Source organism: Actinoalloteichus sp. AHMU CJ021 (genome assembly GCF_002895405.1).
In the GTDB taxonomy this organism is placed as follows: Bacteria; Actinomycetota; Actinomycetes; order Mycobacteriales; family Pseudonocardiaceae; genus Actinoalloteichus_B; species Actinoalloteichus_B caeruleus.
In genome coordinates, this window is record NZ_CP025990.1 from 4,397,409 (window position 1) to 4,420,880 (window position 23,472).

The 23,472-nt window shown below is 73.2% G+C and carries 19 protein-coding genes; 17 read left to right on the plus strand and 2 right to left on the minus strand.

Translation table 11 applies throughout. The features are described from left to right. Nucleotides 1-19 precede the first annotated feature (19 nt). From C1701_RS18595 to C1701_RS18610, 4 genes are read left to right on the plus strand one after another with little or no spacing between them, the layout of a single operon-like run. Nucleotides 20-952, plus strand: a complete 933-nt coding sequence (locus C1701_RS18595; RefSeq protein WP_026418495.1) for an ABC transporter ATP-binding protein — start codon at nt 20-22, stop codon at nt 950-952. 1 nt (nt 953) lies between these two features. After that, entirely contained in the window at nt 954-1,787 is an 834-nt protein-coding gene (locus C1701_RS18600; RefSeq protein WP_026418494.1) for an ABC transporter permease, read from the plus strand. A 4-nt stretch (nt 1,788-1,791) separates the two neighbouring features. Beyond that, nucleotides 1,792-2,640 (plus strand): ABC transporter permease, encoded by an 849-nt coding sequence (locus tag C1701_RS18605; protein ID WP_026418493.1) that lies wholly within the window; start codon nt 1,792-1,794, stop codon nt 2,638-2,640. Nucleotides 2,641-2,669: 29 nt separating this feature from the next. After that, nucleotides 2,670-4,685 (plus strand): TIGR03960 family B12-binding radical SAM protein, encoded by a 2,016-nt coding sequence (locus C1701_RS18610; RefSeq protein ID WP_030105370.1) that lies wholly within the window; start codon nt 2,670-2,672, stop codon nt 4,683-4,685. A gap of 141 nt (nt 4,686-4,826) precedes the next feature. Here C1701_RS18610 and C1701_RS18615 read toward each other — a convergent pair whose 3' ends face one another. Then, nucleotides 4,827-6,275: a S8 family peptidase gene (locus C1701_RS18615; RefSeq protein WP_245588761.1), complete on the minus strand. Its 1,449-nt coding sequence runs from the start codon at nt 6,273-6,275 to the stop codon at nt 4,827-4,829. 288 nt (nt 6,276-6,563) lie between these two features. On the opposite strand from C1701_RS18615, the gene C1701_RS18620 reads away from it, so the two are divergent. From C1701_RS18620 to C1701_RS18655, 7 genes are all read left to right on the plus strand, one after another. Further along, the gene (locus C1701_RS18620; RefSeq protein ID WP_337661817.1) at nt 6,564-7,538 is read left to right on the plus strand and encodes a TIGR03936 family radical SAM-associated protein; all 975 of its coding nucleotides are present in this window, start codon (nt 6,564-6,566) and stop codon (nt 7,536-7,538) included. Between the two features lie 99 nt (nt 7,539-7,637). Then, nucleotides 7,638-10,640, plus strand: coding sequence for a translation initiation factor IF-2 N-terminal domain-containing protein (locus C1701_RS18625; RefSeq protein WP_103056347.1), 3,003 nt, complete (start codon nt 7,638-7,640; stop codon nt 10,638-10,640). Between the two features lie 362 nt (nt 10,641-11,002). Beyond that, nucleotides 11,003-11,314 carry a 50S ribosomal protein L21 gene (gene rplU, locus C1701_RS18630; protein WP_016697098.1) on the plus strand — a complete coding sequence of 104 codons (312 nt, stop codon included), beginning with the start codon at nt 11,003-11,005 and terminating at the stop codon, nt 11,312-11,314. 14 nt (nt 11,315-11,328) lie between these two features. Next, a complete protein-coding gene (gene rpmA, locus C1701_RS18635) occupies nt 11,329-11,589 on the plus strand; it encodes a 50S ribosomal protein L27 (RefSeq protein ID WP_016697099.1) in 261 nt (86 codons plus the stop codon). 224 nt (nt 11,590-11,813) lie between these two features. Next, complete coding sequence (gene obgE / locus C1701_RS18640; RefSeq protein WP_026418488.1) at nt 11,814-13,295, plus strand: GTPase ObgE; 1,482 nt, start codon at nt 11,814-11,816, stop codon at nt 13,293-13,295. Beyond that, on the plus strand, nt 13,292-14,422 hold the full coding sequence (gene proB / locus C1701_RS18645) for a glutamate 5-kinase (RefSeq protein ID WP_026418487.1): 1,131 nt from the start codon (nt 13,292-13,294) through the stop codon (nt 14,420-14,422). The genes obgE and proB overlap by 4 nt, the downstream gene beginning before the upstream one ends. 398 nt (nt 14,423-14,820) lie before the next feature. After that, nucleotides 14,821-16,458 carry a DUF7937 domain-containing protein gene (locus C1701_RS18655; RefSeq protein ID WP_026418485.1) on the plus strand — a complete coding sequence of 546 codons (1,638 nt, stop codon included), beginning with the start codon at nt 14,821-14,823 and terminating at the stop codon, nt 16,456-16,458. A 13-nt stretch (nt 16,459-16,471) separates the two neighbouring features. On the opposite strand, the gene C1701_RS18660 is transcribed toward C1701_RS18655, so the two are convergent. Beyond that, complete coding sequence (locus C1701_RS18660) at nt 16,472-18,589, minus strand: RecQ family ATP-dependent DNA helicase (protein WP_103057096.1); 2,118 nt, start codon at nt 18,587-18,589, stop codon at nt 16,472-16,474. Between the two features lie 124 nt (nt 18,590-18,713). Between C1701_RS18660 and C1701_RS18665 the strand changes: the two genes are divergently transcribed. The 6 genes from C1701_RS18665 to C1701_RS27690 all read left to right on the plus strand — a co-directional run bounded on the left by C1701_RS18665 (nt 18,714) and on the right by C1701_RS27690 (nt 23,274). After that, complete coding sequence (locus C1701_RS18665; RefSeq protein ID WP_103057097.1) at nt 18,714-20,039, plus strand: glutamate-5-semialdehyde dehydrogenase; 1,326 nt, start codon at nt 18,714-18,716, stop codon at nt 20,037-20,039. A gap of 136 nt (nt 20,040-20,175) precedes the next feature. Then, nucleotides 20,176-20,766 carry a nicotinate-nucleotide adenylyltransferase gene (gene nadD, locus C1701_RS18670; protein WP_030105358.1) on the plus strand — a complete coding sequence of 197 codons (591 nt, stop codon included), beginning with the start codon at nt 20,176-20,178 and terminating at the stop codon, nt 20,764-20,766. A gap of 107 nt (nt 20,767-20,873) precedes the next feature. Further along, entirely contained in the window at nt 20,874-21,275 is a 402-nt protein-coding gene (gene rsfS / locus C1701_RS18675) for a ribosome silencing factor (RefSeq protein WP_026418481.1), read from the plus strand. Further along, a complete protein-coding gene (locus C1701_RS18680; RefSeq protein ID WP_026418480.1) occupies nt 21,272-21,901 on the plus strand; it encodes a histidine phosphatase family protein in 630 nt (209 codons plus the stop codon). The genes rsfS and C1701_RS18680 overlap by 4 nt, the downstream gene beginning before the upstream one ends. 62 nt (nt 21,902-21,963) lie before the next feature. Beyond that, a complete protein-coding gene (locus C1701_RS18685; RefSeq protein WP_026418479.1) occupies nt 21,964-22,824 on the plus strand; it encodes a DegV family protein in 861 nt (286 codons plus the stop codon). A 240-nt stretch (nt 22,825-23,064) separates the two neighbouring features. Beyond that, nucleotides 23,065-23,274, plus strand: a complete 210-nt coding sequence (locus C1701_RS27690; RefSeq protein ID WP_026418478.1) for a hypothetical protein — start codon at nt 23,065-23,067, stop codon at nt 23,272-23,274. Nucleotides 23,275-23,472: the final 198 nt, after the last annotated feature.

Here is a 23,472-nt window from a genome sequence, read left to right on the forward strand (position 1 = left end):
CCTCCTAGGGTCGATCCTCGTGGCAACAGCTGGTTCTCTGATCCATGCCAGGGGGCTCGTCAAACGGTTCGGCTCCTTCGAGGCCGTCCGGGGCGTCGATGTCGACATCGCACCGGGCGAGTCCTTCGGTTTCCTCGGCCCCAACGGCGCGGGCAAGTCGTCCACCATGCGCATGGTGTCCTGCCTGTCCCCCCGGAGCGGCGGTGAGCTGCGCGTCCTCGGCATGGACCCGGACACCGACGGCCCCCGCATCAGGGCGAGGTTGGGGGTCGTGCCGCAGCAGGACAACCTCGACGTCGAGCTGACCGTGCGGGAGAACCTCCAGGTCTACGGGCGCTACTTCGGGTTGTCCCGTGCCGCCGTGCGGGAACGGGCCGGTGAGCTGATGGAGTTCGCGCAGCTCACCGACCGGGCCGACGCGAAGGTCGAGCCGCTGTCCGGGGGCATGAAGCGGCGCTTGACGATCGCCCGCGCCCTGGTGAACGACCCGGAGGTCCTGCTGCTGGACGAGCCGACCACCGGCCTGGACCCGCAGGCCAGGCACGTGCTCTGGGACCGGCTGTTCCGGCTCAAGCAGCAGGGCGTCACGCTCATCGTCACCACCCACTACATGGACGAGGCCGAACAGCTGTGCGACCGGCTCGTCGTGATGGACGGGGGACGCATCGCGGCCGAGGGGTCGCCCTCCGAGCTGATCCGCCGCTACTCCACCCGCGAGGTGCTGGAGCTGCGGTTCCCCTTCGGGCGGGTCGCCGACCACACCGAGGTCGCCGCCCGGCTGGCCGAGCGGGTGGAGGTCCTGCCGGACCGGCTGTTGCTCTACACCGACAACGGGGACGCCGCCCTCGCCGCAGCCCACGAGGCGGGCCTGCGACCGGTGAGCGGCCTGGTGCGTCGCAGCACCCTGGAGGACGTCTTCCTCCGGCTCACCGGCCGGAGCCTGGTGGACTGACGTGACGACGAACGACGCAGCAACCACCCGCACCGCACCCGCCGCCACCGGCCGGTCCGGTTCGCTGTTCGCCGAGGTCGGCCGGGTCCTCGAGGGGCACTGGGTCTGGTACCGCCTGAACTGGCGGGCGACCGTGATCTCCAGCGTCCTGATGCCAGCCCTGTACCTGATCGCGATGGGCATCGGCATGGGGTCCCTCGTCGAACCGGGGGAGTTCACCCAGGGCCACGACTACCTCGTCTACCTCGCGCCCGCCGTCCTCGTCGTCAGCCTCGTCCAGACCGCCGCCGGCGAGTCCACCTACCCGGTGCTCTCCGGGTTCAAGTGGCAGCGGAACTACCTGGCGGTGGCGGCCACCCCGATCAGCCCTGCCCGGCTCGCCCTCGGCGAGCTGACCTGGATCGCGCTGCGCCTGCTGTTCTCCGGCCTGGTCTACCTGCTGATCGCCGCGCTGCTCGGCGCGCTGCTCAACCCGATGGTGCTGGTCTCGCTGCTCGCCGCCGTGCTCACGGGAATGGCCTTCGCCGCACCGGTGGTGGCCTACTCGGCCACGGTCCAGGGGGAGGGCGCCGGGTTCAACGCGCTGTTCCGGTTCGTGGTGATGCCGATGGTGCTCTTCGCCGGCACGTTCTACCCCGTGAGCCAGCTCCCGGAGGTGGTCCAGCCGGTGGCGTGGATCACGCCGCTGTGGCACGGCACCGAACTGGCCAGGGGCCTGGCCTTCGGCACGCTGGAGGCGCTCCCCGCGCTCCTGCACCTCTCCTACCTGCTGGCCCTGGCCGGCGTCGGCACGGTCCTGGCCTGCCGCCATTTCCACAAGCGGTTGGTGGTGTGACGCGATGACGACGGACGTGCCGACCCGCGAGGTGCCACCGCCGCCCCCGTCCCGGGGCACGGTGCTGCGCATCCTCCCGCCCGGGCTCTACGCCGGTCGGGCGAGCGCCCTGCTCGAACGGGCCTTCGTGGCCAACCGCAGGGCCTGGCTGGCCCTGCTCTCCGGCTTCTTCGAGCCGCTGTTCTACCTGTTGTCGCTGGGCGTCGGTTTCGGCGCGCTCGTCGGGCAGGTGGTCGGCCCCGGCGGGGAACCGATCGACTACGCGGCCTTCATCGCCCCCGGCCTGCTCGCGGCCTCGGCGATGAACGGGGCCGTCTACGACGCGACGTTCAACATCTTCTTCAAGCTGCGGCACGCCAAGCTCTACGACGCGGTGCTGGCCACCCCGTTGGGGCCGTTGGACGTGGCCATCGCCGAGATCAGCTGGGCGCTACTGAGGGGTGGGGCCTACGCGACCGGGTTCCTCGCGGTGATGTTCGGCATGGGCTTGCTGACCTCGCCGTGGGCGCTGCTCGCGCTGCCGGCGGCGCTGCTGGTGTCCCTGGCCTTCGCCGCGGTGGGGATGGCGTGCACCACGTTCATCCGCTCCACGCAGGACTTCGACTTCGTCCAGCTGGCGATCCTGCCGATGTTCCTGTTCTCCACGACCTTCTACCCGATCGACGTCTACCCGGGCGGGCTGCGGGTGCTCATCGAGTGCCTGCCGCTCTACCACGGCGTGGAGCTGATGCGGGCGTTGAGCACCGGCGCCGTCCACTGGGGGCTGTTGGGGCACGTCGCCTACTTCCTGGTGATGGCCGCGGTGGGCCTGTGGGTGGCGACGAGGCGCCTGGGCACGCTGCTCCTGCGCTGAGCCGGCGGGGCTCGTTACCCTGTCGCGCTGTGAGCACGCGGTCCGTCTTCCCCGAACTCGAGCAGCTGCTGCCCAGGGTGTCCAAGCCCGTCCAGTACGTCGGTGGTGAGCTGAACTCCACCACGAAGGACTGGGAGGCGACCGAGGTCCGCTGGGCGCTGATGTACCCGGACGCCTACGAGGTGGGTCTGCCCAACCAGGGGCTGATGATCCTCTACGAGATCCTCAACGAACGGGAGGACGTGCTCGCCGAGCGCACCTACTCGGTGTGGCCGGACCTGGAGGCGTTGATGCGGGAGCACGGCGTGCCCCAGTTCACCGTCGACGCCCACCGGCCCGTCGGTGACTTCGACCTGCTCGGGGTCAGCTTCGCGACCGAACTCGGCTACACGAACCTGCTGACCGCCCTCGACCTCGCCAGGATCCCCCTGCGCGCCGACGCGCGGACCGAGGAACACCCCGTGGTGGTCGGCGGCGGGCACGCGGCCTTCAACCCGGAGCCGATCGCGGACTTCCTCGACGCGGTGGTCCTCGGTGACGGCGAGGAGGCGGTGCTGGAGATCACCGACATCACCCGTGACTGGAAGCGGGAGGGCTCCCCGGGTGGGCGGGACGAACTCCTGCTGCGGCTCGCCGAGACCGGCGGTGTCTACGTCCCCCGCTTCTACGACGTCGAGTACCACGAGGACGGCCGGATCCGGCGGGTAGCCCCGAACCGGGACCGGGTGCCGTTCCGGGTCTTCAAGCGGACCACGATGGATCTCGACCAGTGGCCCTACCCCAAGCAGCCCCTGGTGCCGCTCGCGGAGAGCGTGCACGAGCGGATGAGCGTGGAGATCTTCCGGGGTTGCACCCGGGGGTGCCGGTTCTGCCAGGCGGGGATGATCACCCGCCCGGTGCGGGAGCGTTCCGTCGAGGGCATCGGCGAGATGGTCAGGGCTGGTCTGGAGCGGACCGGGTTCGAGGAGGTCGGGCTGCTGTCCCTCTCCAGCGCCGACCACTCGGAGATCGCCGAGATCACCAAGGGGCTGGCCGACCGGTACGAGGGGACCAACACCGGGCTCTCCCTGCCTTCGACGAGGGTGGACGCCTTTAACGTGGACCTCGCGAACGAGCTGGCCCGCAACGGGCGGCGCTCCGGCCTGACGTTCGCCCCGGAGGGCGGCAGCGAGCGGATCCGCCGGGTGATCAACAAGATGGTCTCGGAGGAGGACCTGATCCGGACCGTCACCACCGCCTACGCCAACGGGTGGCGTCAGGTGAAGTTGTACTTCATGTGCGGGTTGCCAACCGAGACCGACGAGGACGTCCTGCAGATCGCGCGGATGGCCAAGGAGGTGGTCCGCGCGGGGCGGGAGGCCTCCGGGCGGCGGGACATCCGGTGCACGATCTCCATCGGCGGCTTCGTCCCCAAACCGCACACGCCGTTCCAGTGGGCCGCGCAGTGCGCCCCGGAGGTCGTGGACGGGCGGCTGCGGCGGTTGCGAGCCGAGGTCGGCGGAGACCGGAGCCTCGGCAGGAGCATCGGGATGCGCTACCACGACGGCAGGCCCTCGCACATCGAGGGACTGCTCTCCCGGGGCGACCGGAGGCTGGGACCGGTGGTCGAACGGGTCTGGCGGGACGGCGGGCGGTTCGACGGCTGGAGCGAGCACTTCTCCTACCAGCGGTGGGTCGACGCCTGCGCGACCGAACTCGCCTCCACCCCGGTCGACCTGGACTGGTACACGACCAGGGAACGCGAGGAGCACGAGGTGCTGCCCTGGGACCACCTCGACTCGGGTCTGGAGAAGGAATGGCTGTGGGCGGACTGGCAGGACGCGCTCGACGAACGGGAGCAGGACGACTGCCGTTGGACGCCGTGCTTCGACTGCGGGGTGTGCCCGACGATGGGGACCGACATCGAGATCGGTCCGACGGGACGGACGCTCCTGCCGATCGCGTCGGTGGGCACCGGGAGCCCGGTCCGCAACCCGGCGTTCTCGCCGCCGGACCGGGCCGGGGTGGCACCCGGAGCGGCCAGCGACGACGGAGGACCGGCGTGAGCTGATCACGAGGTCGTGGTCCGCCCGATCGTCGTCGGGCACCTGGCGGCCGGCGTCGGCTGGGAGCGGGCGGACCGCTCGGTGGGGTGGGCCAGGGTGCGGAGGTCGACCGGCGGGACGCCGACGAGCGCGCGCCCGGGGTCAACCGCCCACGGCGGCGAGCGCGTTGACCAGCCCGGCCCCGTGGAAGCTGTTGTAGTAGGGCGACCCGGTGCACACGCCGTCGGGCACCCCGTCGCCGTCGAGGTCGTACGCCTCGGGGCAGCCGATCGGGTTGGCCTGCCCCCGGACCAGGCCCCGCAGCTGGGGCGGGGTCAGGTCGGGACGGTGGGAGGCGAGCAGCGCGGCCACGCCGCTCGCGTGCGGAGCGGCCATCGAGGTGCCGCACAGCTCGTCCCGGCCACCCGGCACGGTGGAGCTGACACAGCCACCGCCGGGAACCCCGGACTGCCACCGGTCGCCGCCCGGGGCCACCACGTCCACCACCCCGTACCCGTAGGAACTGGCGCGTGCCTTGACCCCGGCCGGGCCGACCGAGCCGACGGTGAGCACTCCGCGCACCTCGGCGGGCAGGGCGGAGCACCGGGCCCCGCCACCACCGCGCGCCTCGACACCCCGGAAGGGCGCGGAGAGATCCACCGCGTCGTTGCCGACGGCCGCGACCGTGAGCACCCCGTGGTCCTCGGCGAACCGCACGGCCCGCCGCACGGCCTCACCGGCCACCCGATGGCCCGGGTCGCCGGCGCACAGCAGCGGCCACGGATCGACGAGGTAGCTGTTGTTGGTGATGTCCATCCCGTTGGTCGCCGCCCACATGAGGCCGCACACCGCGTACTCGGGGTAGATGTAGCCGTCGTCGTCGACGACCTTGACCGAGGCGATCCGCACCCCCGGCGCGACGCCGGCCGGACCGCCGTCCGCCCCCGTCGCGGCGATGATCCCGGCGACGTGCGTCCCGTGGGGCGAGGTGCTGGGCGTCCAGGCATCCCGGGCCCGATCCGGTCGGCCCGTCAGGCACCCGGCGGACCGGAAGACGTCGACGCTGCCCGTCAACGCGGGGTGGGCCGGGTCGACCCCGGAGTCGAGCACCCCGACCACGACCTCCTCCGGGCCGGTGCCCACCCGCCGGGCCTCGTCGGCCCCCACCTGTCTGAGGTTCCACTCCAGGTCGCCGGCCGGTGGCGAGCTCGCGGCGGGCGCCGGGAGGGTGGCCCCGGTGGAGGTCAGGCGGGTCTCCCCGCCCCGGTCGAGGGCGGTGCGGGAGCGTTGCGCGCTCACCGCGCGGCCGCCGACGAGGCGGTCGTCGAAGGTGGGGTCGTGCGCCGTGACGACGGCCACCCCGATCTGGTGGTAGTGCGCCACGGTGGTGCCGCAGGCCTCGGTGATGCGTTCCTCCGCGCTCCGGCGGTCGAGCCCCTCGGGGAAGACCACCAGGTACCGCTCGGCGTCCGAACCCTCGGCGCAGAGACCGGGGCGCTCGCCGCGGTGCCCCGGCGAGGCGGCCTCCGACGAGGCCGGGTCGACCACGCAGCAGCCGACGGCCAACGCCACGCTCATCGAGACGAGCTGGGTGCGGCATGGCAGGGGCACCGTGACTCCCATCCCGTTCGGGGCGTGGACACGCCGCGTCGTCGTACCGACGTCGCGGACGCTAGCCACATCGTGCCCGTCGGACAAGCACGAGTGGCCCGGATCGCGGGCGGTACCTTCTTCCACTGATGGGAAATGGCTGTCCGGTGCAGGTGCCGGACCGCCGACAGGAGGAGCGGACCGCCCCTGCCTGGTCCGTCCGGGTGATCTTCGGGGATCACCCTCCGTGACTACGGAAAGGAATCGGCACTGAGTCGTCAACCAGCGACCGGGACCCTGCCGACGTCGGTGCGGAAGGTCCGCCTGCGGTACGCCAAACGGGAACGGCTGCGGTTCATGTCCCACCGGGACGTGGCGAGGGCCTTCGAACGCGCGCTGCGGCGCGGAGGCGTTCCCATGGCCTACTCGCAGGGCTTCAGCCCTCATCCACGGGTGTCCTGGGTGGGGGCCGCGCCCACCGGGGCCGCGAGCGAGGCGGAGTACGTGGAGGTGCAACTGGCCGAACGAGTACCGGCGGCCGTGCTGCGGAGCGAACTGAACAGGGCGTTGCCGGCCGGTCTGGACATCCTCGACGCGGTGGAGGCCGGGCCGGGTGTGCTGGCCCACCGCATCGACGTCAGCCTGTGGGTGATCGAACTGCCAGGGGTGTCGCCCCTGGCGTTGGCCAGCGCGGCCGCCTCCCTGTGGGCCGAGGACCGCGCGGAGGTCGAACGGCTGACCAAGAACGGCCGGGTGCTGATGGACGTCCGACCGGCGCTGCTCGGGCTGTCCGCCGGCCAGGCGGGTTGGGGCGTCCCTATCGTGAGTCCGCTCACCATGGGCGACGCGCGCGACGACGGCCTTCCCGGAGGGGCGGGGCGGCCGGTAGCGGCCGAGGTTCCACCAGGTCACGACCACGGCGCTGCCCAGGGTGGCGCAGTGGTCTCCGACGATCGGGTGGACGACCGGCGGCGTGGCGCACCGCCATGTGGGATACTGGCGGCGGTCGTCCGGCAAGCCACACCAACCGTGCGGCCAGATGACGTGTTAGGTGCGCTGCGCGTCGTCGCTGGTCTGGAGCCGCCGGTGCCCGCGAAGGCGACCCGGATGGCCCAGGGGACGCTCGACGACGACGGGTGCATCGTCGACCCACTGGCCGCCGACAGAACGGTTGCCAACGAGGCGACAGGGCCGACCCAGGTGGAGGCTGACGGGCGGTTCGACGCGTCGTCACGAGACATCGCCTGCGCGGGCGCGGAGAGCACACCGACACCCGGCAGGTAGCCGACAGGATTGCCGTCGCCTCGAGCGGCGGATGACGAGAACACAAGGCCCCTGCGCGGCCGCGTCCCGGTGGGACGCGCCCGGGGGCGGAGGAGTTGCATGTCGAAGAACGAGACACCCGCCGGTTCCGCCGGTGGGGCCACCGTCGCACCCACGTCCGGTGCCACCTTCCCCCCCAAGCTGCGGGTGCACGCGCTCGCCAAGCTGCTGGGGGTCACCAGCCGGGAGGTCATCGCGACCCTCGCCGACCTCTCCATCGAGGTGCGCAGCGCCCAGTCCAGCGTGACCAGGGAGCTGGCGGAGCAGGTGGCGGAGGCGCTGCTGCCCCCCGAGGACACGGGCCGACCCGAGGCCGAGGAACGTGCCGCCCAGGCCACCGGTACCGAGGAGACCACCGCCTCCGGTTCCCAGGACGCCTCCGGTGGTGACGCGGTGGGGGCGCTGGCCCCGGTGTTCGCTCCGCCGCAGGCCGTCTTCCTGCCCCCGCAGCCGGCGGCGGCCAGGCCCGAGTCACGGCCGGCCAAGCCGCGGCGCGAGGAGCCCCAGGAACGGGAGGAACCGCGCGCCCAGGACGAGCCGGTCGTGGAGCAGCCGCCCGCGGCGGACCAGGCGACAGACGAGGACGAGGACGGCGGCGGTCGTCGCCGGCGCCGCCGTGGCCGCCGGGGCCGGGGTCGCGGTCGGGGTGGTCAGGACGGCGACGGTGACGGCCCGCGCGACCAGGAGGCCGACGAGGAGGCCGCCGAGCAGCCGGGGTCGGCCGAGGACGGCGTCCAGGAGAAGGACCAGCACCGGGACCAGGCGGCGGAGGCTGGTGAGTCGGAGGCCGAGTCCGGCGAGGGCGAGGGCAGCCGGCGTCGCCGCCGGCGCCGTCGGCGCAAGGGCTCCTCGGACGACGAGACCGGGCTGCGGGAGGACGACCCGCCGAACACCGTCGTGCACGTCCGGGAGACCAAGGCCCCCAAGCAGGAGTCCTCGGACGACGAGGTGCGGGCCGTGCGCGGCTCCACCAGGCTGGAGGCCAAGCGGCAGCGCCGGCGGGACGGTCGTGAGGCGGGCCGGCGGCGCACCCCGGTGCTGTCCGAGGCGGAGTTCCTCGCCCGGCGGGAGGCCGTCGAACGCGAGATGGTGGTGCGGGAGCGCGGCGACCGCACGCAGATCGCGGTGCTGGAGGACGGTGTCCTCGTCGAACACTTCGTCGCCTCGGCGAACAGCGGCTCGATCGTGGGCAACGTCTACCTGGGCCGCGTGCAGAACGTGCTGCCCAGCATGGAGGCGGCCTTCGTCGACATCGGGCGGGGCCGCAACGCGGTCCTCTACGCGGGCGAGGTGGACTGGGACGCCGCCGGCCTCGAGGGCAAGGCCCGTCGCATCGAGCAGGCGCTCTCCACCGGCGACAGCGTGCTCGTCCAGGTCACCAAGGAACCGCTCGGCCACAAGGGCGCCCGGCTGACCACCCAGATCAGCCTGCCGGGGCGCTTCCTGGTCTACGTGCCCAGCGGTGGGGCGACCGGGATCAGCCGCAAGCTGCCGGACACCGAGCGCAAGCGGCTCAAGGAGATCCTCCGCCGCATCGTTCCCGAGGAGTCGGGTGTCATCATCCGCACCGCCTCGGAGGGCACCAGTGAGGAGGCGCTGGACCGCGACGTCCGGCGGCTCCAGGCCCAGTGGCAGGTCATCAAGGACAAGGCCGAGACCGTTCGCTCCTCCGCCCCGCAGCTCCTCTACGAGGAGCCGGACCTGCTGGTCAAGGTGGTCCGGGACCTGTTCACCGAGGACTTCTCCGGTCTGACCGTCCAGGGCGGGCAGGCCTGGGACACCATCCAGTCCTACGTCGAGCACGTCGCACCGGACCTGGTGGGACGGCTCAAGCGCCATGTCGGGGCCGTCGACGTGTTCACCGAACACCGGGTGGACGAGCAGCTGGCCAAGGGGCTCGACCGCAAGGTCTGGCTGCCCTCGGGGGGCTACCTCGTCATCGACCGCACCGAGGCGATGACCGTCGTCGACGTGAACACCGGGAAGTTCACCGGTTCCGGTGGGAACCTGGAGGAGACGGTCACCAGGAACAACCTGGAGGCGGTCGAGGAGATCGTCCGCCAACTGCGGCTGCGTGACATCGGCGGCATCATCGTCATCGACTTCATCGACATGGTGCTGGAGTCCAACCGCGACCTGGTGCTCCGCCGGCTGACCGAGTGCCTGGGCCGGGACCGCACCCGCCACCAGGTGGCCGAGGTCACCTCGCTGGGGCTCGTCCAGATGACGCGGAAGCGGGTCGGCACGGGCCTGCTCGAGGCCTACAGCACCACCTGCGAGCACTGCCGGGGTCGGGGGCTGCTGGTCTCCACCGAGCCGGTGGGCGTGGGCGGCGGCAACGGCCACCAGCACGGCAACGGCGGTCAGAACGGGGCCGCCGCCTCCGCCGGCAACGCCGGCGGCGGGTCCGGTCGCCGTGCCCGGCAGCGCAACAAGGGCGGTCAGGGGCTCGAACAGGTCGCCGAGGCGACGCTGAACGGTGCGTCGGACAAGGCCGCGTCCCCGGATGCGGAGGAGCCGGGCCAGCGGGAGGAAACGAAGCCGGAGGCGAAGCCCGTCGAGGAGCAGCGCCCCAAGGAGGCTCGGAGCGGCGGCCGGCGTCGGGCCTCCAGGCCGGCGGCGAGCGCGCAGCCAGCGGCCGAACCGGCTCAGCCCCCGGCCGACCAGCCGGCGTCCGCTCCGAGGGTGGAGGAGGTTCCGCCCGCGCGGGAGGCCGGCGAGGAACCGGCCGTGGCCGAGCGTGCCCGTGAGGAGCAGCGCGAGGAGAAGCCGGCGCGGAGCGAGAAGCCGGCATCCCGGCGCCGCACGGGTGAGCGGCGCGCCGCGACCCGCGCGGCCGGCGCGGCGGCGTCCTCGGCCGAGCCCGTCGCCGTGGTGACGACGACCACCGACTCGGCGAACTCCTCCAACGCGGTGGACTCGGGTGCGCGGCGGAACGGGCACGTGGAGTCCCACGACGGTGGTGAGGACCAGCTGGTCACCGCCGGCCGGCCCCGCGCCCGCTCCGGGCGCCGTCGGGCCGCGTCCCGTCCGGCGGGCCCGCCGGGAGGGCCGGACGCCTGAGGTCGTCCCGATCACGTTCCGGCGCCACCGCCCTCCGAGGGCGGTGGCGCCGTCGTGTGTGTGTGGCGGGTCGCGTTCCTCGAATCGCGGGGGGCGCGTCAGGCGGCCCGACGGCAGGGGTTAGACTCGTCTCGTTGCAGGTCAGGACGCTGCCCACTCGGGTGGTGGCGGGGCCGACGTTCGGTGCAGGGCCGGAGACGACCGGGAGGTACCCCGGTTTGACCGGCTTCGAACGGGCCACGTACCCTGAACCTGATCCTCCGTCAGGAGGACCCTAGTCGTGTGTCCTTCGTGGCTCCAGCTGGAGCGGGCGAGTGCACACGTCGCCCATCATCGTCGAGTAGCAGGAGACTTCCGTCCCGATGTACGCGATCGTCAATTCCGGCGGCAAGCAGTACAAGGTGGCTGTCGGCGACGTCGTCGAGGTCGAGAAGCTTGCTGGCGTGCCGGGCACCGAGGTCAACTTCCCGGCGCTGCTCGTCGTCGATGGCAGCGACGTCACCACCGATGCGGACGCGTTGGGGAAGTTCTCGGTGACCGGCAAGGTCGTCAAGCAGACCAAAGGCCCCAAGATTCGCATCCACAAGTTCAAGAACAAGACCGGCTACCACAAGCGGCAGGGTCACCGTCAGCAGCTGACCCGCGTCGAGGTCACCGGCATCACCAACAAGTGAGGATCTGACCAGCCATGGCACACAAGAAGGGCGCATCCAGCTCCCGGAACGGCCGCGATTCCAACGCGCAGCGGCTTGGTGTGAAGCGGTTCGGCGGCCAGGCCGTCAACGCTGGTGAGATCCTGGTCCGCCAGCGCGGCACCAAGTTCCACCCCGGTGTGAACGTCGGCCGTGGCGGCGACGACACACTGTTCGCGTTGACCGACGGTGCCGTGCAGTTCGGCACCAAGCGTGGTCGCAAGACCGTCAACATCGTCCCGGTGCCGGCCGCCTGAGGCCTGCGTCCGACGACGACCACTGACACCCCGAACGGGGGGCGGGCCGCAGTAGCTGGTCCCGCCCCCCGTTCTGGCGTCTCGGGGTCCGTGGGCGAAGGCCCTGGCGGTGTGGACTGGTCCGATGTCCCACCGCGTGGTGCCCCGCGACGCTCCCGGCCGGGCGCGCACCGCCGGGAGACCCCTGACCGCGGCCTCGCCGCGACGAACCGAAGGAGCAAGCCGTGTCCCGCTTCGTTGACCGCGTGGCGATCCACGTGGCCGCAGGCAACGGTGGCAACGGGTGTGCCTCCGTCCACCGGGAGAAGTTCAAGCCGCTGGGCGGGCCGGACGGCGGCAACGGTGGCCGGGGCGGCGACGTGGTGCTGGTGGTCGACTCCGGCGTGCACACCCTGCTGGACTTCCACTACCGGCCGCACGCCAGGGCGACCAACGGCCGGCAGGGGCAGGGTGGTCACCGGGAGGGTGCCACGGGCCAGGACCTGGAACTGCGGGTTCCGGAGGGCACCGTCGTGCTGGGCCCGGACGGGGAGGTGCTCGCGGACCTCGTCGGCGAGGGCACCCGGTTGGTCGCCGCCCGGGGCGGGCGTGGAGGGTTGGGGAACGCGGCGCTGGCGTCCCGGGCCCGGAAGGCCCCGGGGTTCGCGTTGTTGGGCGAACCCGGGGAGGAACGGGACTTCGTCCTCGAGCTGAAGTCCGTGGCCGACGTGGGCCTCATCGGGTTCCCCTCCGCCGGTAAGTCCTCGTTGATCGCCGTGCTCTCCGCCGCCCGGCCGAAGATCGCCGACTACCCGTTCACCACCCTCGTGCCCAACCTCGGGGTGGTCACGGCCGGGGACAAGGTCTTCACCGTGGCGGACGTGCCAGGGCTGATCCCCGGCGCCAGCTCCGGCCGGGGGCTGGGGCTGGACTTCCTGCGCCACATCGAGCGGTGCTCGGTGTTGGTCCACGTGGTGGACTGCGCCAGCGAGGAGATCGACCGGGACCCGGTGGCCGACATCGAGGCCATCGAGCGTGAACTGGCCGAGTACACGCCCTCCCTCGACGCGGACCTCTCCTCCCGGCCCCGGGTCGTGGTGCTCAACAAGATCGATATCCCGGACGGTCGGGCACTCGCCGAGATGGTGGAGGAGGAGCTGCGGGCGAAGGGCCACCAGGTGTTCGCGGTGTCCACCGCGAGCCGCGAGGGCCTGCGGGAGCTCACCTTCGCGTTGGCCGCGATCGTCGAGCGCGACCGGGCCGGGCGGGAGGCCCCGGAACCGACCCGGCTGGTGCTGCACCCGACCGCGGTGGACGACTCCGGGTTCGAGGTCGTCCGGGACCCGCACGACCAGGACGGTTTCCTCGTGCGGGGTGAGCGGCCGGAGCGGTGGGTGCGGCAGACCGACTTCAACAACGGTGAGGCCGTGGGCTACCTGGCTGACCGCCTCGCCAGGCTGGGTGTCGAGGACGAGCTCGCGAAGAAGGGCGCCCGCCCTGGCAGCGCGGTCACGATCGGCGGCGTCACCTTCGACTGGGAGCCGTCGACGCCGGCCGGGGTCGCGGTGACCATGATGAGCCGAGGCGAGGACCCCCGGCTCGACCGGACCGACCGCCCCACGGCGGCCGAGCGCAAGTCGGCCAAACGGGTCCGCCGGGGCATCGAGGAGCCCCCGCCCGCCGGTGCCACCGAGGACGGGGGCGACGCCGGGGAGGCACGGCGGTGACCTGCGAGATCCAGTCGGCGGCGCGGTCGGCGGTGGCCGCCGCCCGCCGGCTGGTGGTCAAGGTCGGGTCGTCGTCGTTGACGACGGCCGGGGGAGGGCTCGACCGGGGGCGCCTCGACAGCCTCGTGGACTCCGTCGCGCGGCGGTGCGAGTCGGGAACGCAGCTGGTCCTCGTGTCCTCGGGCGCCATCGGCGCGGGACTCGCCCCGCTCGCGCTCGCCAGGAGGCCGAAGGACCTCGCGACCCAGCAGGCGGCGGCGAGCGTCGGCCAGTTGCAGTTGGCCCATGCCTACGCGCTGTCGTTCGGGCGCTACGCGCGCACCGTGGGGCAGGTGTTGCTGACCGCGCACGACGTCGTGCGCCGGGCGAACTACCGGAACGCCCAACGCACCTTCGAGAGGCTGCTGGCCCTGGGTGCCGTTCCGGTGGTCAACGAGAACGACACGGTCGCCACCGAGGAGATCCGGTTCGGGGACAACGACCGGCTGGCGGCGCTGGTGGCGCACCTGGTGGGAGCGGACGCGCTCGTGCTGCTCTCCGACGTGGACGCCCTCTACGACGGGGACCCCCGGCTGGGCGGGGCCCGGGTCGTGCGGGAGGTCGCCTGCGCGAACGACATCGCCGGCGTCCGCGCCGGTGGGGTCGGTGCCTCGGGCTTGGGAACAGGGGGGATGGCGTCCAAGCTCGCCGCCGCCCGGTTGGCGGCGGGTGCGGGGATCCCGGTGTTGCTGGCGGGAGCCGTCGACGCTGGCGCCGCCCTGACGGACGCCTCGGTGGGCACCGCGTTCGCGCCCACGGGCGCGCGGTTGCCGGCCCGCAGGTTCTGGCTCGGCTACGCCGCCGACCCGGCGGGGAGACTGCACCTGGACAGCGGTGCCGTCGCCGCGGTGGTCGAGTCCCGCCGTTCGCTGTTGGCCCCGGGCGTGACCCGGGCGGAGGGCTCCTTCCACGCGGGCGACGTCGTGGACCTGCTCGATCCCACCCAGCGCGTGGTCGCCAGGGGCGTGGTCAACTTCGACGCCTCCGAACTGCCGGCCCTGATCGGATCGTCCAGCCACCGGTTGCCGCCCGAGCTGCGTCGTGAGGTGGTCCACGCCGACGACCTGGTTCCGCTCCCCCGGCTGTGACCGAGCGCGGCTGGACGTGGTGCTGGCCGTCGTCCCGCCCCCACCCCGGCCACCGGTCCGCTACCGGGCTGGCCCGCCGGGAGCGACGTCCTGATCCGAACGGTGGAGGGTTGGGCGGCGGTGGTTGGCTCCCGTTGCTCCGAGGGTCCCCCGACCGTCCTGGCCGATACGATCAGGCGCCTGATCACGGTGGCGATCGAGGCCGCCGTCGCCGGTGCGGCGGTCGCGCCGTCCGGGCCCGCCGTCGTCGGGAGCACGACGACCGGTGGGACGACGCCGGGGTGCGTCCGGCGCGGGACGAGCCACGGGGTCGCGACAGCACGGGCGGGTCGTCGGCGGTCGATCCCTGGCGCCCCGCGTCGTGCCGTCACCGGCGAGCCTGACCGAGAGGACGTCCAGTGAACTTCTGCGGGGAGTGCGGTCATCCGGCGGGTGGCGGCCGTTTCTGCGTGCACTGCGGTGAGCGGCTGGCCGCCACCGTCCAGGCCGGCATGGCGGACGGAGGTGGCGGGGCGGCCAGCGCCGAGCCGAGCGGCCCGGCGGACCCGCCACCCGGACCGCACCACCCGACCCCGCCACCGGACGCCCCGGCCACCGTGCCCAACCCCTTCACCGGGGTGCACTGGAGCGATTTCGTCCGGGACGGCGTCGCGCTGGTGCTGCTGCTCGTCCCCCTGGCGCTGCCCTGGACCTTCGCCGAGGACGGCGCGGATCGTCTCGAGGTCGTGTTGGTCACCCTGGTCTCGCTCGCCTCCCTCAGCGTCTTCTACCTCGCGCGGATCGGGACGTTCGGCCCGTCGGTCGGGCCGGAACGCGCGTGGTTGCTCCGCCTGGTGCTCAACACCCCGTACCTGGTGGTCGTGGTGGTGACGGTCGTCCTCGACGTGGTGAACGGGGACGCGACGACCGCGAACGCGAGCCTCGTCGGCGGCGGTGCGTTGACGGGCGCGGGGGGCGGCCTCGGCGCGGGTGTCGCGATGGGACTCGCGGGGGCCGTGCTGGCCCTGTCCCCCCGGTGGGCCGAGACGTCGGCCTGGTCGGGCCGGCGGCTGGGGGAGCGGTGGCGGGTGGTGGGGGTGGCGGTCAGCGGCCTGGCCGCGGTCCTCCTCGTCGCCAGCAGCGTGGTCTTCCTGGCGGGCGACGTGGCGGGGGCGGCGGGTGGCCCCCTGGTGGCGGCGCTGGTGCTGGCGTCGGCGTCGGGGCTGGTGCTGGTCGCCGTCGTCCTGGTCGGTCTGCTCCGGCGTGATCACACCCTCCGCCGGGTGGCGGTGATGGTCGGGGTGGTGGTGCTGCTGGCGTCGTCGTTCACCGGGCACCAGGAGAGCCTGTGGATCCCGGCCTCCGGGCTGGTGTTCCTGCCGGCGGCCGTCGTCGCGGCCTCGGTGCCGGCCGTACTGCTCACCCTGCGACCGGGGCCACCGCACCTGCTGTGGTTCGTCACGGCCCGCCGGGCCCTGGAGCTGGCGGCGGTGGTCACCGCCCCGGCGTTCGTCGGGGTGGTCCTGATGATGGCCGAGAGCGCCACCGACCGGGGCGCGAAGGTCGCGATGCTCGTCTGCCAGGTGCTCGTCGTGGTCGCCGCGATCACCGCGAGGTCGATGCTGCTCAGGGAACCCAGGCAGGGGCGGGTCGCCGCCGTGGCCGTCGCCGGGGTCCTGCTGTTGCTGGGCGTGATCCAGTTGGCCGTGGAGGTGAGCCTCTCGGACGCGGTGAGCCCCTACGTCCTGCTGATCGCCTTCGGGGTGCCCGGGCTGGTCGTGCTCTCGCTCACCGCCCCGGCCCCGGTGCGCGCCTACCTCCGTTCGCTGCCCGTCGCCGGACCACCGCCCGGGTGGGGCGGCGGCGGTTGGGGAGCGCCGGTGGACGCTGGGCGTCCCGCCGGCTCCCAGCCCCCCGCGTCCACCCAGGCCACCTCGGCTCCGGTGGGGAGCGACTCGTCGCCCCGTCCGACGCCGGGAGCACCGGCGGCGACCACGAACCCTGCCGGGGTGGCCGGCACCGGGGAGGAGGGCACCGGCCCGTCCCGGTCCGGCTGATCCCCCGGTGGCCTCAGCTGGTGGCGGCCAGCGCGAACGGCAGCACCTGGGGAGCCCCGGCGCGGCGCAGCAGCCTGCCGACGACCGCGAACGTCCAGCCGGTGTCCACCCGGTCGTCGACCAGCAGCAGCGGTCCACCCGCCTCGGCCACCCGCTGGGCGAGCCCGTCGTCCAGCGCGAAGGCCTCCCACAGGCTGGCCAGCCGTTGCGCGCTGTTGGCGCGGCGCGCCACCGGTCGGGTCATGGTCACCTCGCCGAGGAGTGGGAGCCGCCCGATGGTGGCGATGCGTTCGGCCGTCGCCCGGCTCAGGGAGTCGGCGCGGGACGAACCCACGGCGACGACGCCGACCGGGCGGGTCGCCCACCCCCAGCTCGCCAACACCTCGACGCACCCCCGCACGACGTCCTCGGGCAGCTCGGTCGGCGCCGGTTCACCCTCGCGGAGCAGGCCCCGGAGCCGGCTGCCCCATCCGACGTCGGTGAGCCGGCCGAGTGCGCGGCCGGGCTCGGTGCGTTCGTCCTCGGCGATGCGGCCGCTGACGCGGACGCCGAGCGTGCCCATTCCGGTGGGCCACTGGCGTCGTGGCTGGACACTGACGCCGGGGGTGTGGAGCCGCGACCGCGCGGCGGCCCGCTCGCCCTCCGAGACGCCGGCCGACCACCGTCGCCCGGTGCAGTTGTCGCACCGGCCGCACGGAGCCGCGTCCGGGTCGTCGAGCTGGCGGCGCAGGAACTCCATCCGGCAGCCGTCGTGGGCGAGGTAGTCCAGCATGGCGCTCTGCTCGGAGCGGCGAGCCTCGGCGATCCGGCCGTAGCGGTCGGCGTCGTAGGTCCACTCCCGGCCGGTGGACTCCCAGCCACCCCGCACCCGCCGGACCGCCCCGTCGACATCGAGGACCTTGAGGACCACTTCCAGGCGGCCGCGGTTGAGGTCCACCCGGGGCTCCAACGCCGTGGTGGACACCGGGCCGTCCGCCTCGGCGAGGACGGACAACAGGTGCCGGACCACGGGTTCCGGGGGGAACGCGAGGGAGGCGAAGTACCGCCAGATGTCGGCGTCCTCACGCTGGGGCAGGAGCAGCACCTCGGCGCGTTCGACACCTCGCCCGGCGCGCCCGACCTGCTGGTAGTAGGCGATGGGGGAGGCGGGAGCGCCCAGGTGGATGACGAAACCCAGGTCGGGTTTGTCGAAGCCCATGCCGAGCGCGGAGGTCGCCACCAGCGCCTTCACCCGGTTGGCCAGCAGGTCGGCCTCGGCGCGTTGCCGGTCCTCGGGGTCGGTGCGTCCCGAGTAGGCGCTGGCGGGGAAACCCCGCTCCCGCAGGAACGTGGCGACATCCTCGGCGGCCGACACCGTCAGGGTGTAGATGATGCCCGAGCCGGGGAGGCGGCCCAGGTTCTCGGCCAGCCACCCCAGCCGCGTCTCGGCGTCGGGCAGGCGGAGCACGGACAGCCGCAGGCTCTCCCGGTCCAGCGGTCCGCGCAGCACCAGGGTCCGCTCCCGGCCGGTGTCCGCGCCGACGCCCAACTGGTCGGCCACGTCCCGCACGACCCGGTCGTTGGCCGTCGCCGTCGTCGCCAGGACCGGGACGTCCGGGTCCAGCCCCTCCAGGAGGGAGCGGAGCCGCCGGTAGTCGGGGCGGAAGTCGTGGCCCCAGTCGGAGACGCAGTGCGCCTCGTCCACCACGAGCAGCCCCGCGTTCTCCGCGAGCGAGGGCAGGACGGTGTCCCGGAAGTCCGGGTTGTTCAGCCGCTCCGGGCTGACCAGGAGGAGGTCGACCTCCCCGACGGCGACCGACTCCTGGATGTCCTCCCACTCCGTGGTGTTGGCCGAGTTGATCGTCGCGGCCCGGACACCGGCGCCCTCCGCCGCCGCCAGCTGGTTGCGCATCAACGCGAGGAGCGGGGAGATGATGACGGTGGGTCCCTCGCCCAGCTCCCGCAACAGCGCCGTGGCCAGGAAGTACACGGCGGACTTGCCCCAACCCGTGCGTTGCACGACCAGGACCCGGTGCCGGTCGACCACCAGCGACCTGATGGCCCGCCACTGGTCCTCCCGCAGCCGCGCCCCGGGGCCGGCCAGGCTCCTCAGCCGGTCCTCGGCGATCTCCCGCAACACCTCGTCGTCCACGTCCACCTCTTCCGTGCCTGACGTTCCCTCACCGGACGAGGACCGGCCGTCGTGACCGGACCGGTGACCCAGTGTCCTCTCCCGCGGTGGTCGGGCGGGTGCGGTGGGGACCCCGGACCGCGAGATGACTACCCTAGGTGTGGTGACCACCACGTTCGACCAGGTCGGAACCGGTTCGCACGACTCCGAGGACCTGCGTGGGCGCGTCCTGGACGCCGCCCGGCGGGCCCGGACCGCCGCCACCACCTTCGGTCCGCTGCCCCAGTCCCGCAAGGACGAGTTGCTGCTCACGATGGCCGATCGGCTGGTCGCGGCGTCGCCGACCCTGCTGGCCGCCAACGCCGAGGACGTCGAACTGGGCACCCAGGCGGGCCTGCCGGCGGGGATCATCGACCGGCTCGTCCTCACCGACCAGCGGGTTCGGGACATCGCCGAGGGCCTGCGGACGGTGGCGGCCCTCCCCGACCCCGTCGGTGAGGTGCTGCGGGGGCGCACGTTGCCGAACGGCCTCGAACTGCGGCAGGTCCGGGTTCCGCTCGGCGTGGTCGGGATGGTCTACGAGGGGCGTCCGAACGTCACGGTCGACGCCTCCGGGTTGGCCCTGAAGTCCGGGAACGTGGTGCTGCTCCGGGGCTCCTCCTCGGCGGAGAACTCCAACCGCGCCCTCGTCGCGGTGCTGCGGGACGTGTTGGAGGAGTTGGACCTGCCCGCCGACGCGGTCCAGCTGCTGCCCTGCCACGACCGGGCCACCGTGCGGCACCTGATCACCGCCCGGGGCCTGGTGGACGTCGTGATCCCCCGGGGCGGGGCCGGGCTCATCTCCGCCGTGGTCGAGCAGGCCACCGTGCCCACCCTCGAGACGGGGGTGGGCAACTGCCATGTCTACGTCGACGCCGCCGCTGACGTGGACCAGGCCATCCCGATCGTGTTGAACTCGAAGGCACGCCGACCCAGCGTCTGCAACGCCGCCGAAACCCTGCTGGTCCACCAGGGGATCGCTGACCGCTTCCTGCCCGCCGTCGCCGTCGCGCTCCGCCAGGCCGGTGTGACCCTCCACGCGGACGAGTCGACCCGGGCCCTGGTGCCCGACGCCGTGGCGGCCACCGACGAGGACTGGGACACCGAGTACCTCTCCCTCGACCTCGCCGTGCGGGTGGTCGGCTCCCTGGACGAGGCGGTCCGGCACGTCGCCCGGCACGGTACCGGCCACACCGAGGCCATCGTCACCGACGACGTGCGGGCGGCCCGGGACTTCGTGACCCGGGTCGACGCGGCGGCGGTCGTGGTCAACGCGTCCACCGCCTTCACCGACGGCGGGGAGTACGGCATGGGAGCGGAGATCGGGATCTCCACCCAGAAGCTGCACGCGCGGGGGCCGATGGGCCTGCCCGAGCTGACGTCGACGAAGTGGGTCGTCTGGGGGGACGGCCACACCCGCCCGGCGTCCTGACCGGCGCCTGGGCTGTGGTGTTCGACACCGCTGTGGTCGGCGAGAACAGCGCACGACGGCGGTAGGCTCGCCGTTCATGGCCGAAGGCAATGTCCACGATCCCGGTCGGCGCGGCCGGGGGCGCAGGGTCGGTGTCATGGGCGGCACGTTCGACCCGGTGCACCACGGTCACCTCGTCGCCGCCAGCGAGGTCGGGGCGCGGTTCGACCTCGACGAGGTGGTGTTCGTCCCGACCGGGCAGCCGTGGCAGAAGTCCGACGCGGAGGTCAGCCCGGCCGAGGACCGCTACCTGATGACCGTGATCGCGACCGCCTCCAACCCTCGGTTCTCCGTGAGCCGGGTGGACATCGACCGGCGTGGCCCCACCTACACGGCCGACACCCTGGGTGACCTGCACCGGGCGTATCCCGAGGACGAGCTGTTCTTCATCACGGGCGCCGACGCCCTCGAACAGATCCTGTCCTGGCACCGCGTCGACGAGCTGTTCGAGCTGGCGCACTTCGTCGGCGTCACCCGACCCGGCTACCGGCTGGCCGACCACCACCTGCCCAGGGGCTCGGTCACGCTGGTGGAGGTGCCGGCGATGTCGATCTCCTCCACCGGCTGCCGCGACCGGGTCGCCGCCGGGCTCCCCGTCTGGTACCTGGTGCCGGACGGGGTGGTGCAGTACATCTCCAAGCGGGGCCTCTACCGGCGGGGCGCCGATACCGCCCGACCCGGGCCGTAGCGGACGCGTCAGCGGGCGGTGGGGAAATGCCGTCGGGTGCCTCCCACGTCGGCCGGTAGGCTCCGGGAGTCGCGTGGACGCGTCCCGCCCGCGCCGGAAGGAGAAACGTGGTAGCAACCGACGAGGCCCGCGAACTGGCGCTGCTCGCCGCGCACGCGGCCGCCGACAAGAAGGCGAACGACGTCGTCGTGCTCGACGTGTCCGAGCAGCTCGTCATCACCGACTGCTTCGTGATCGCCTCGGCTCCGAACGAACGCCAGGTCGAGGCGATCGTCGACAACGTCGAGGAGAAGCTGCGTGAGCACGGCGTGAAGCCGGTGCGGCGGGAGGGCGCCCGGGAGGGCAGGTGGGTGCTGCTGGACTTCGTGGACGTGGTCGTCCACGTGCAGCACTCCGAGGAACGGGCGTTCTACGCCCTCGAACGACTGTGGAAGGACTGCCCCCGGGTGCCCTTCCACGACCCGGCCGGCGGCGAGCCGGAGCAGACGACCGGGAGCGAGCCGGCATGAGCGCCGGCCTGGGGCGACTCGTCCTGTGGAGACACGGGCAGACCTCCTACAACGTCGCCCACCGGTTCCAGGGTCAGCTCGACATCGAGCTGACCCCCACCGGCCGGGAACAGGCACGCCGCGCCGCGCCCGTCCTGGCGGAGTTCGCGCCCGCGGTGTTCGTCTCCTCCGATCTGCGGAGGGCCAGCGCGACGGCCTCGGCGTTCAGCGCCGTCACGGGCGTCGAGTCGCGGTTGGACAAGCGGTTGCGGGAGACCCACTGCGGGCAGTGGCAGGGTCTGACCCACGACGAGGTGGAAGCGGGTTGGCCGGGAGCGCTGCGGGAGTGGCGGGCGGTCTCCACGGTCGCGCCTCCCGGCGGGGAGAGCAGGGTCGAGGTCGCCGTCCGGGCCTCCCAGGTGGTCGACGAGGTCGACCGCGAACTGGGTGGCGGCGGCCCCGAGCCCGCGACCGCGCTGTTCTGCGCGCACGGCGGTCTCATCGTCGGGCTGACGGCGCGGCTGCTCGGTCTGCCCCTCGAGCAGTGGGGGTCGTTGGCCGCGGTCTCGAACTGCAACTGGGTGGTCTTGGAGCGCTCCACCACCACGGGGTGGCGTCTTCGCGCCTACAACGCCGGACCCACCTGAACCCGGGGGGGCCAGCCGGGTTCGGTGGGCGCCGCCCTCGCCGGCCCGTAGGGTGGTGTGCCATGCCCGTCGCGATCGTCACGGACTCCACCGCCTACCTGCCGGAGGGCGCGGCGGAGCGCCACGGCATCCACCGCGTCCCGCTGCACGTGGTGGTGGACGGAGTGGGGACGCTGGACGGGGAGGGCTCGGACGGCCCGGGGGTGGCCGACGCGCTGCGGCACCACCGCCGGGTGACCACGTCCCGACCGTCCCCGGCCGAGTTCGCCTCGACGTTCCGTTCCCTGCTGGACGGTGGGGCGTCCTCGGTGCTGTCGATCCAGCTCTCCCGTGAGCTCTCGGGTACGTGGGAGGCGGCCAGGAGCGCCGCCGAGGAGGTCGCGCCCGACCGCATCCGGGTGGTGGACTCCCGGTCCACTGCGATGGGCATGGGCTTCGGGGTGCTCGCCGCGGCCGCCGCGTCGTCCCGGGGCGCTGACCTGGACGAGGTCGCCTCGGTGGCGGAGACGACGACGGCCCGGACCCGCACCGTCTTCTGCCTCGACACCCTGGAACACCTGCGGCGTGGCGGCCGCCTCGGCTCCGCGTCCGCGCTCCTGGGCACGGCCCTGGCGATCCGGCCGTTGCTGCACGTCGACGACGGGCGGATCGTCCCGTTGGAGAAGGTGCGCACCACCCGACGGGCGATGACCCGGCTTGTCGAGCTGGTCGCGCGGAGTTCCGGCTCCGGACCGGTCGCGGTGGCCGTCCACCACCTGGACGCTCCGGAGCGGGCGGTCGAGCTGGCAGGTCTGATCGAGGAACGCGTACCGGGGTGCGACGGTTGCCTGGTGTCCGAGCTCGGTGCCGCGCTGGGGGCGCACACCGGCCCCGGCGCGCTGGGAGCGGTTGTCCTACCGGGAGGGCTGCCCGCCGGGGCCTGAGCGTCGGCGTCGCCTGACCGGTCCGCTCGGGTGCGCTTCACGGCTTCGGCCGGGTGGTGACGTCGGGGGCCTCGGCGCACGGCGCCGGAGTCCGGCCGTCCCTGATCGCCGGGGCCGCGATCACCCAGGCGCCCACCAGCGCGATCGCCCCGACGACGGGGATCGCGGGTGGACCCAGCCGGTCGAGGACGAGACCGCCGACAGCTCCGGCCGACGGCGGCGCCGAGGTAGAGACCGGAGATGTTCAGCGAGACCGCCGTCATCGCGGCCCCTGGCGCGGCGGCGATGGTGCTGGCCTGCATGGGTGGGTTGAGTGCCCAGGCGAACACCGACCACGCGACCACGGCGATCCCGAACGGCCAGAGGGGCGCACCGGTGGCGACCAGGACCGCGACGAGGCTCAACGCCACGGCATGCCCACCGAGGACCGCCAGCCGTGGGTCGGCTTGAAGTAGGCGCGCTCCCCGTCCGGCCGCCCCGGATTCCGGCGACTGCGAGGCACCGGGAGGCCCGGGCGGATCGTCCGAGGGGAACCGAGGCCGGCTGCCGCAGCGCCGCCCTGCCCCGGTGGGCACGCGTCACCACTGCCCGTGCCGCACGGCTCGTCGAGCCAGGCTGCGAGGAGCGGTACCAGCCGTGCGGCAGCCA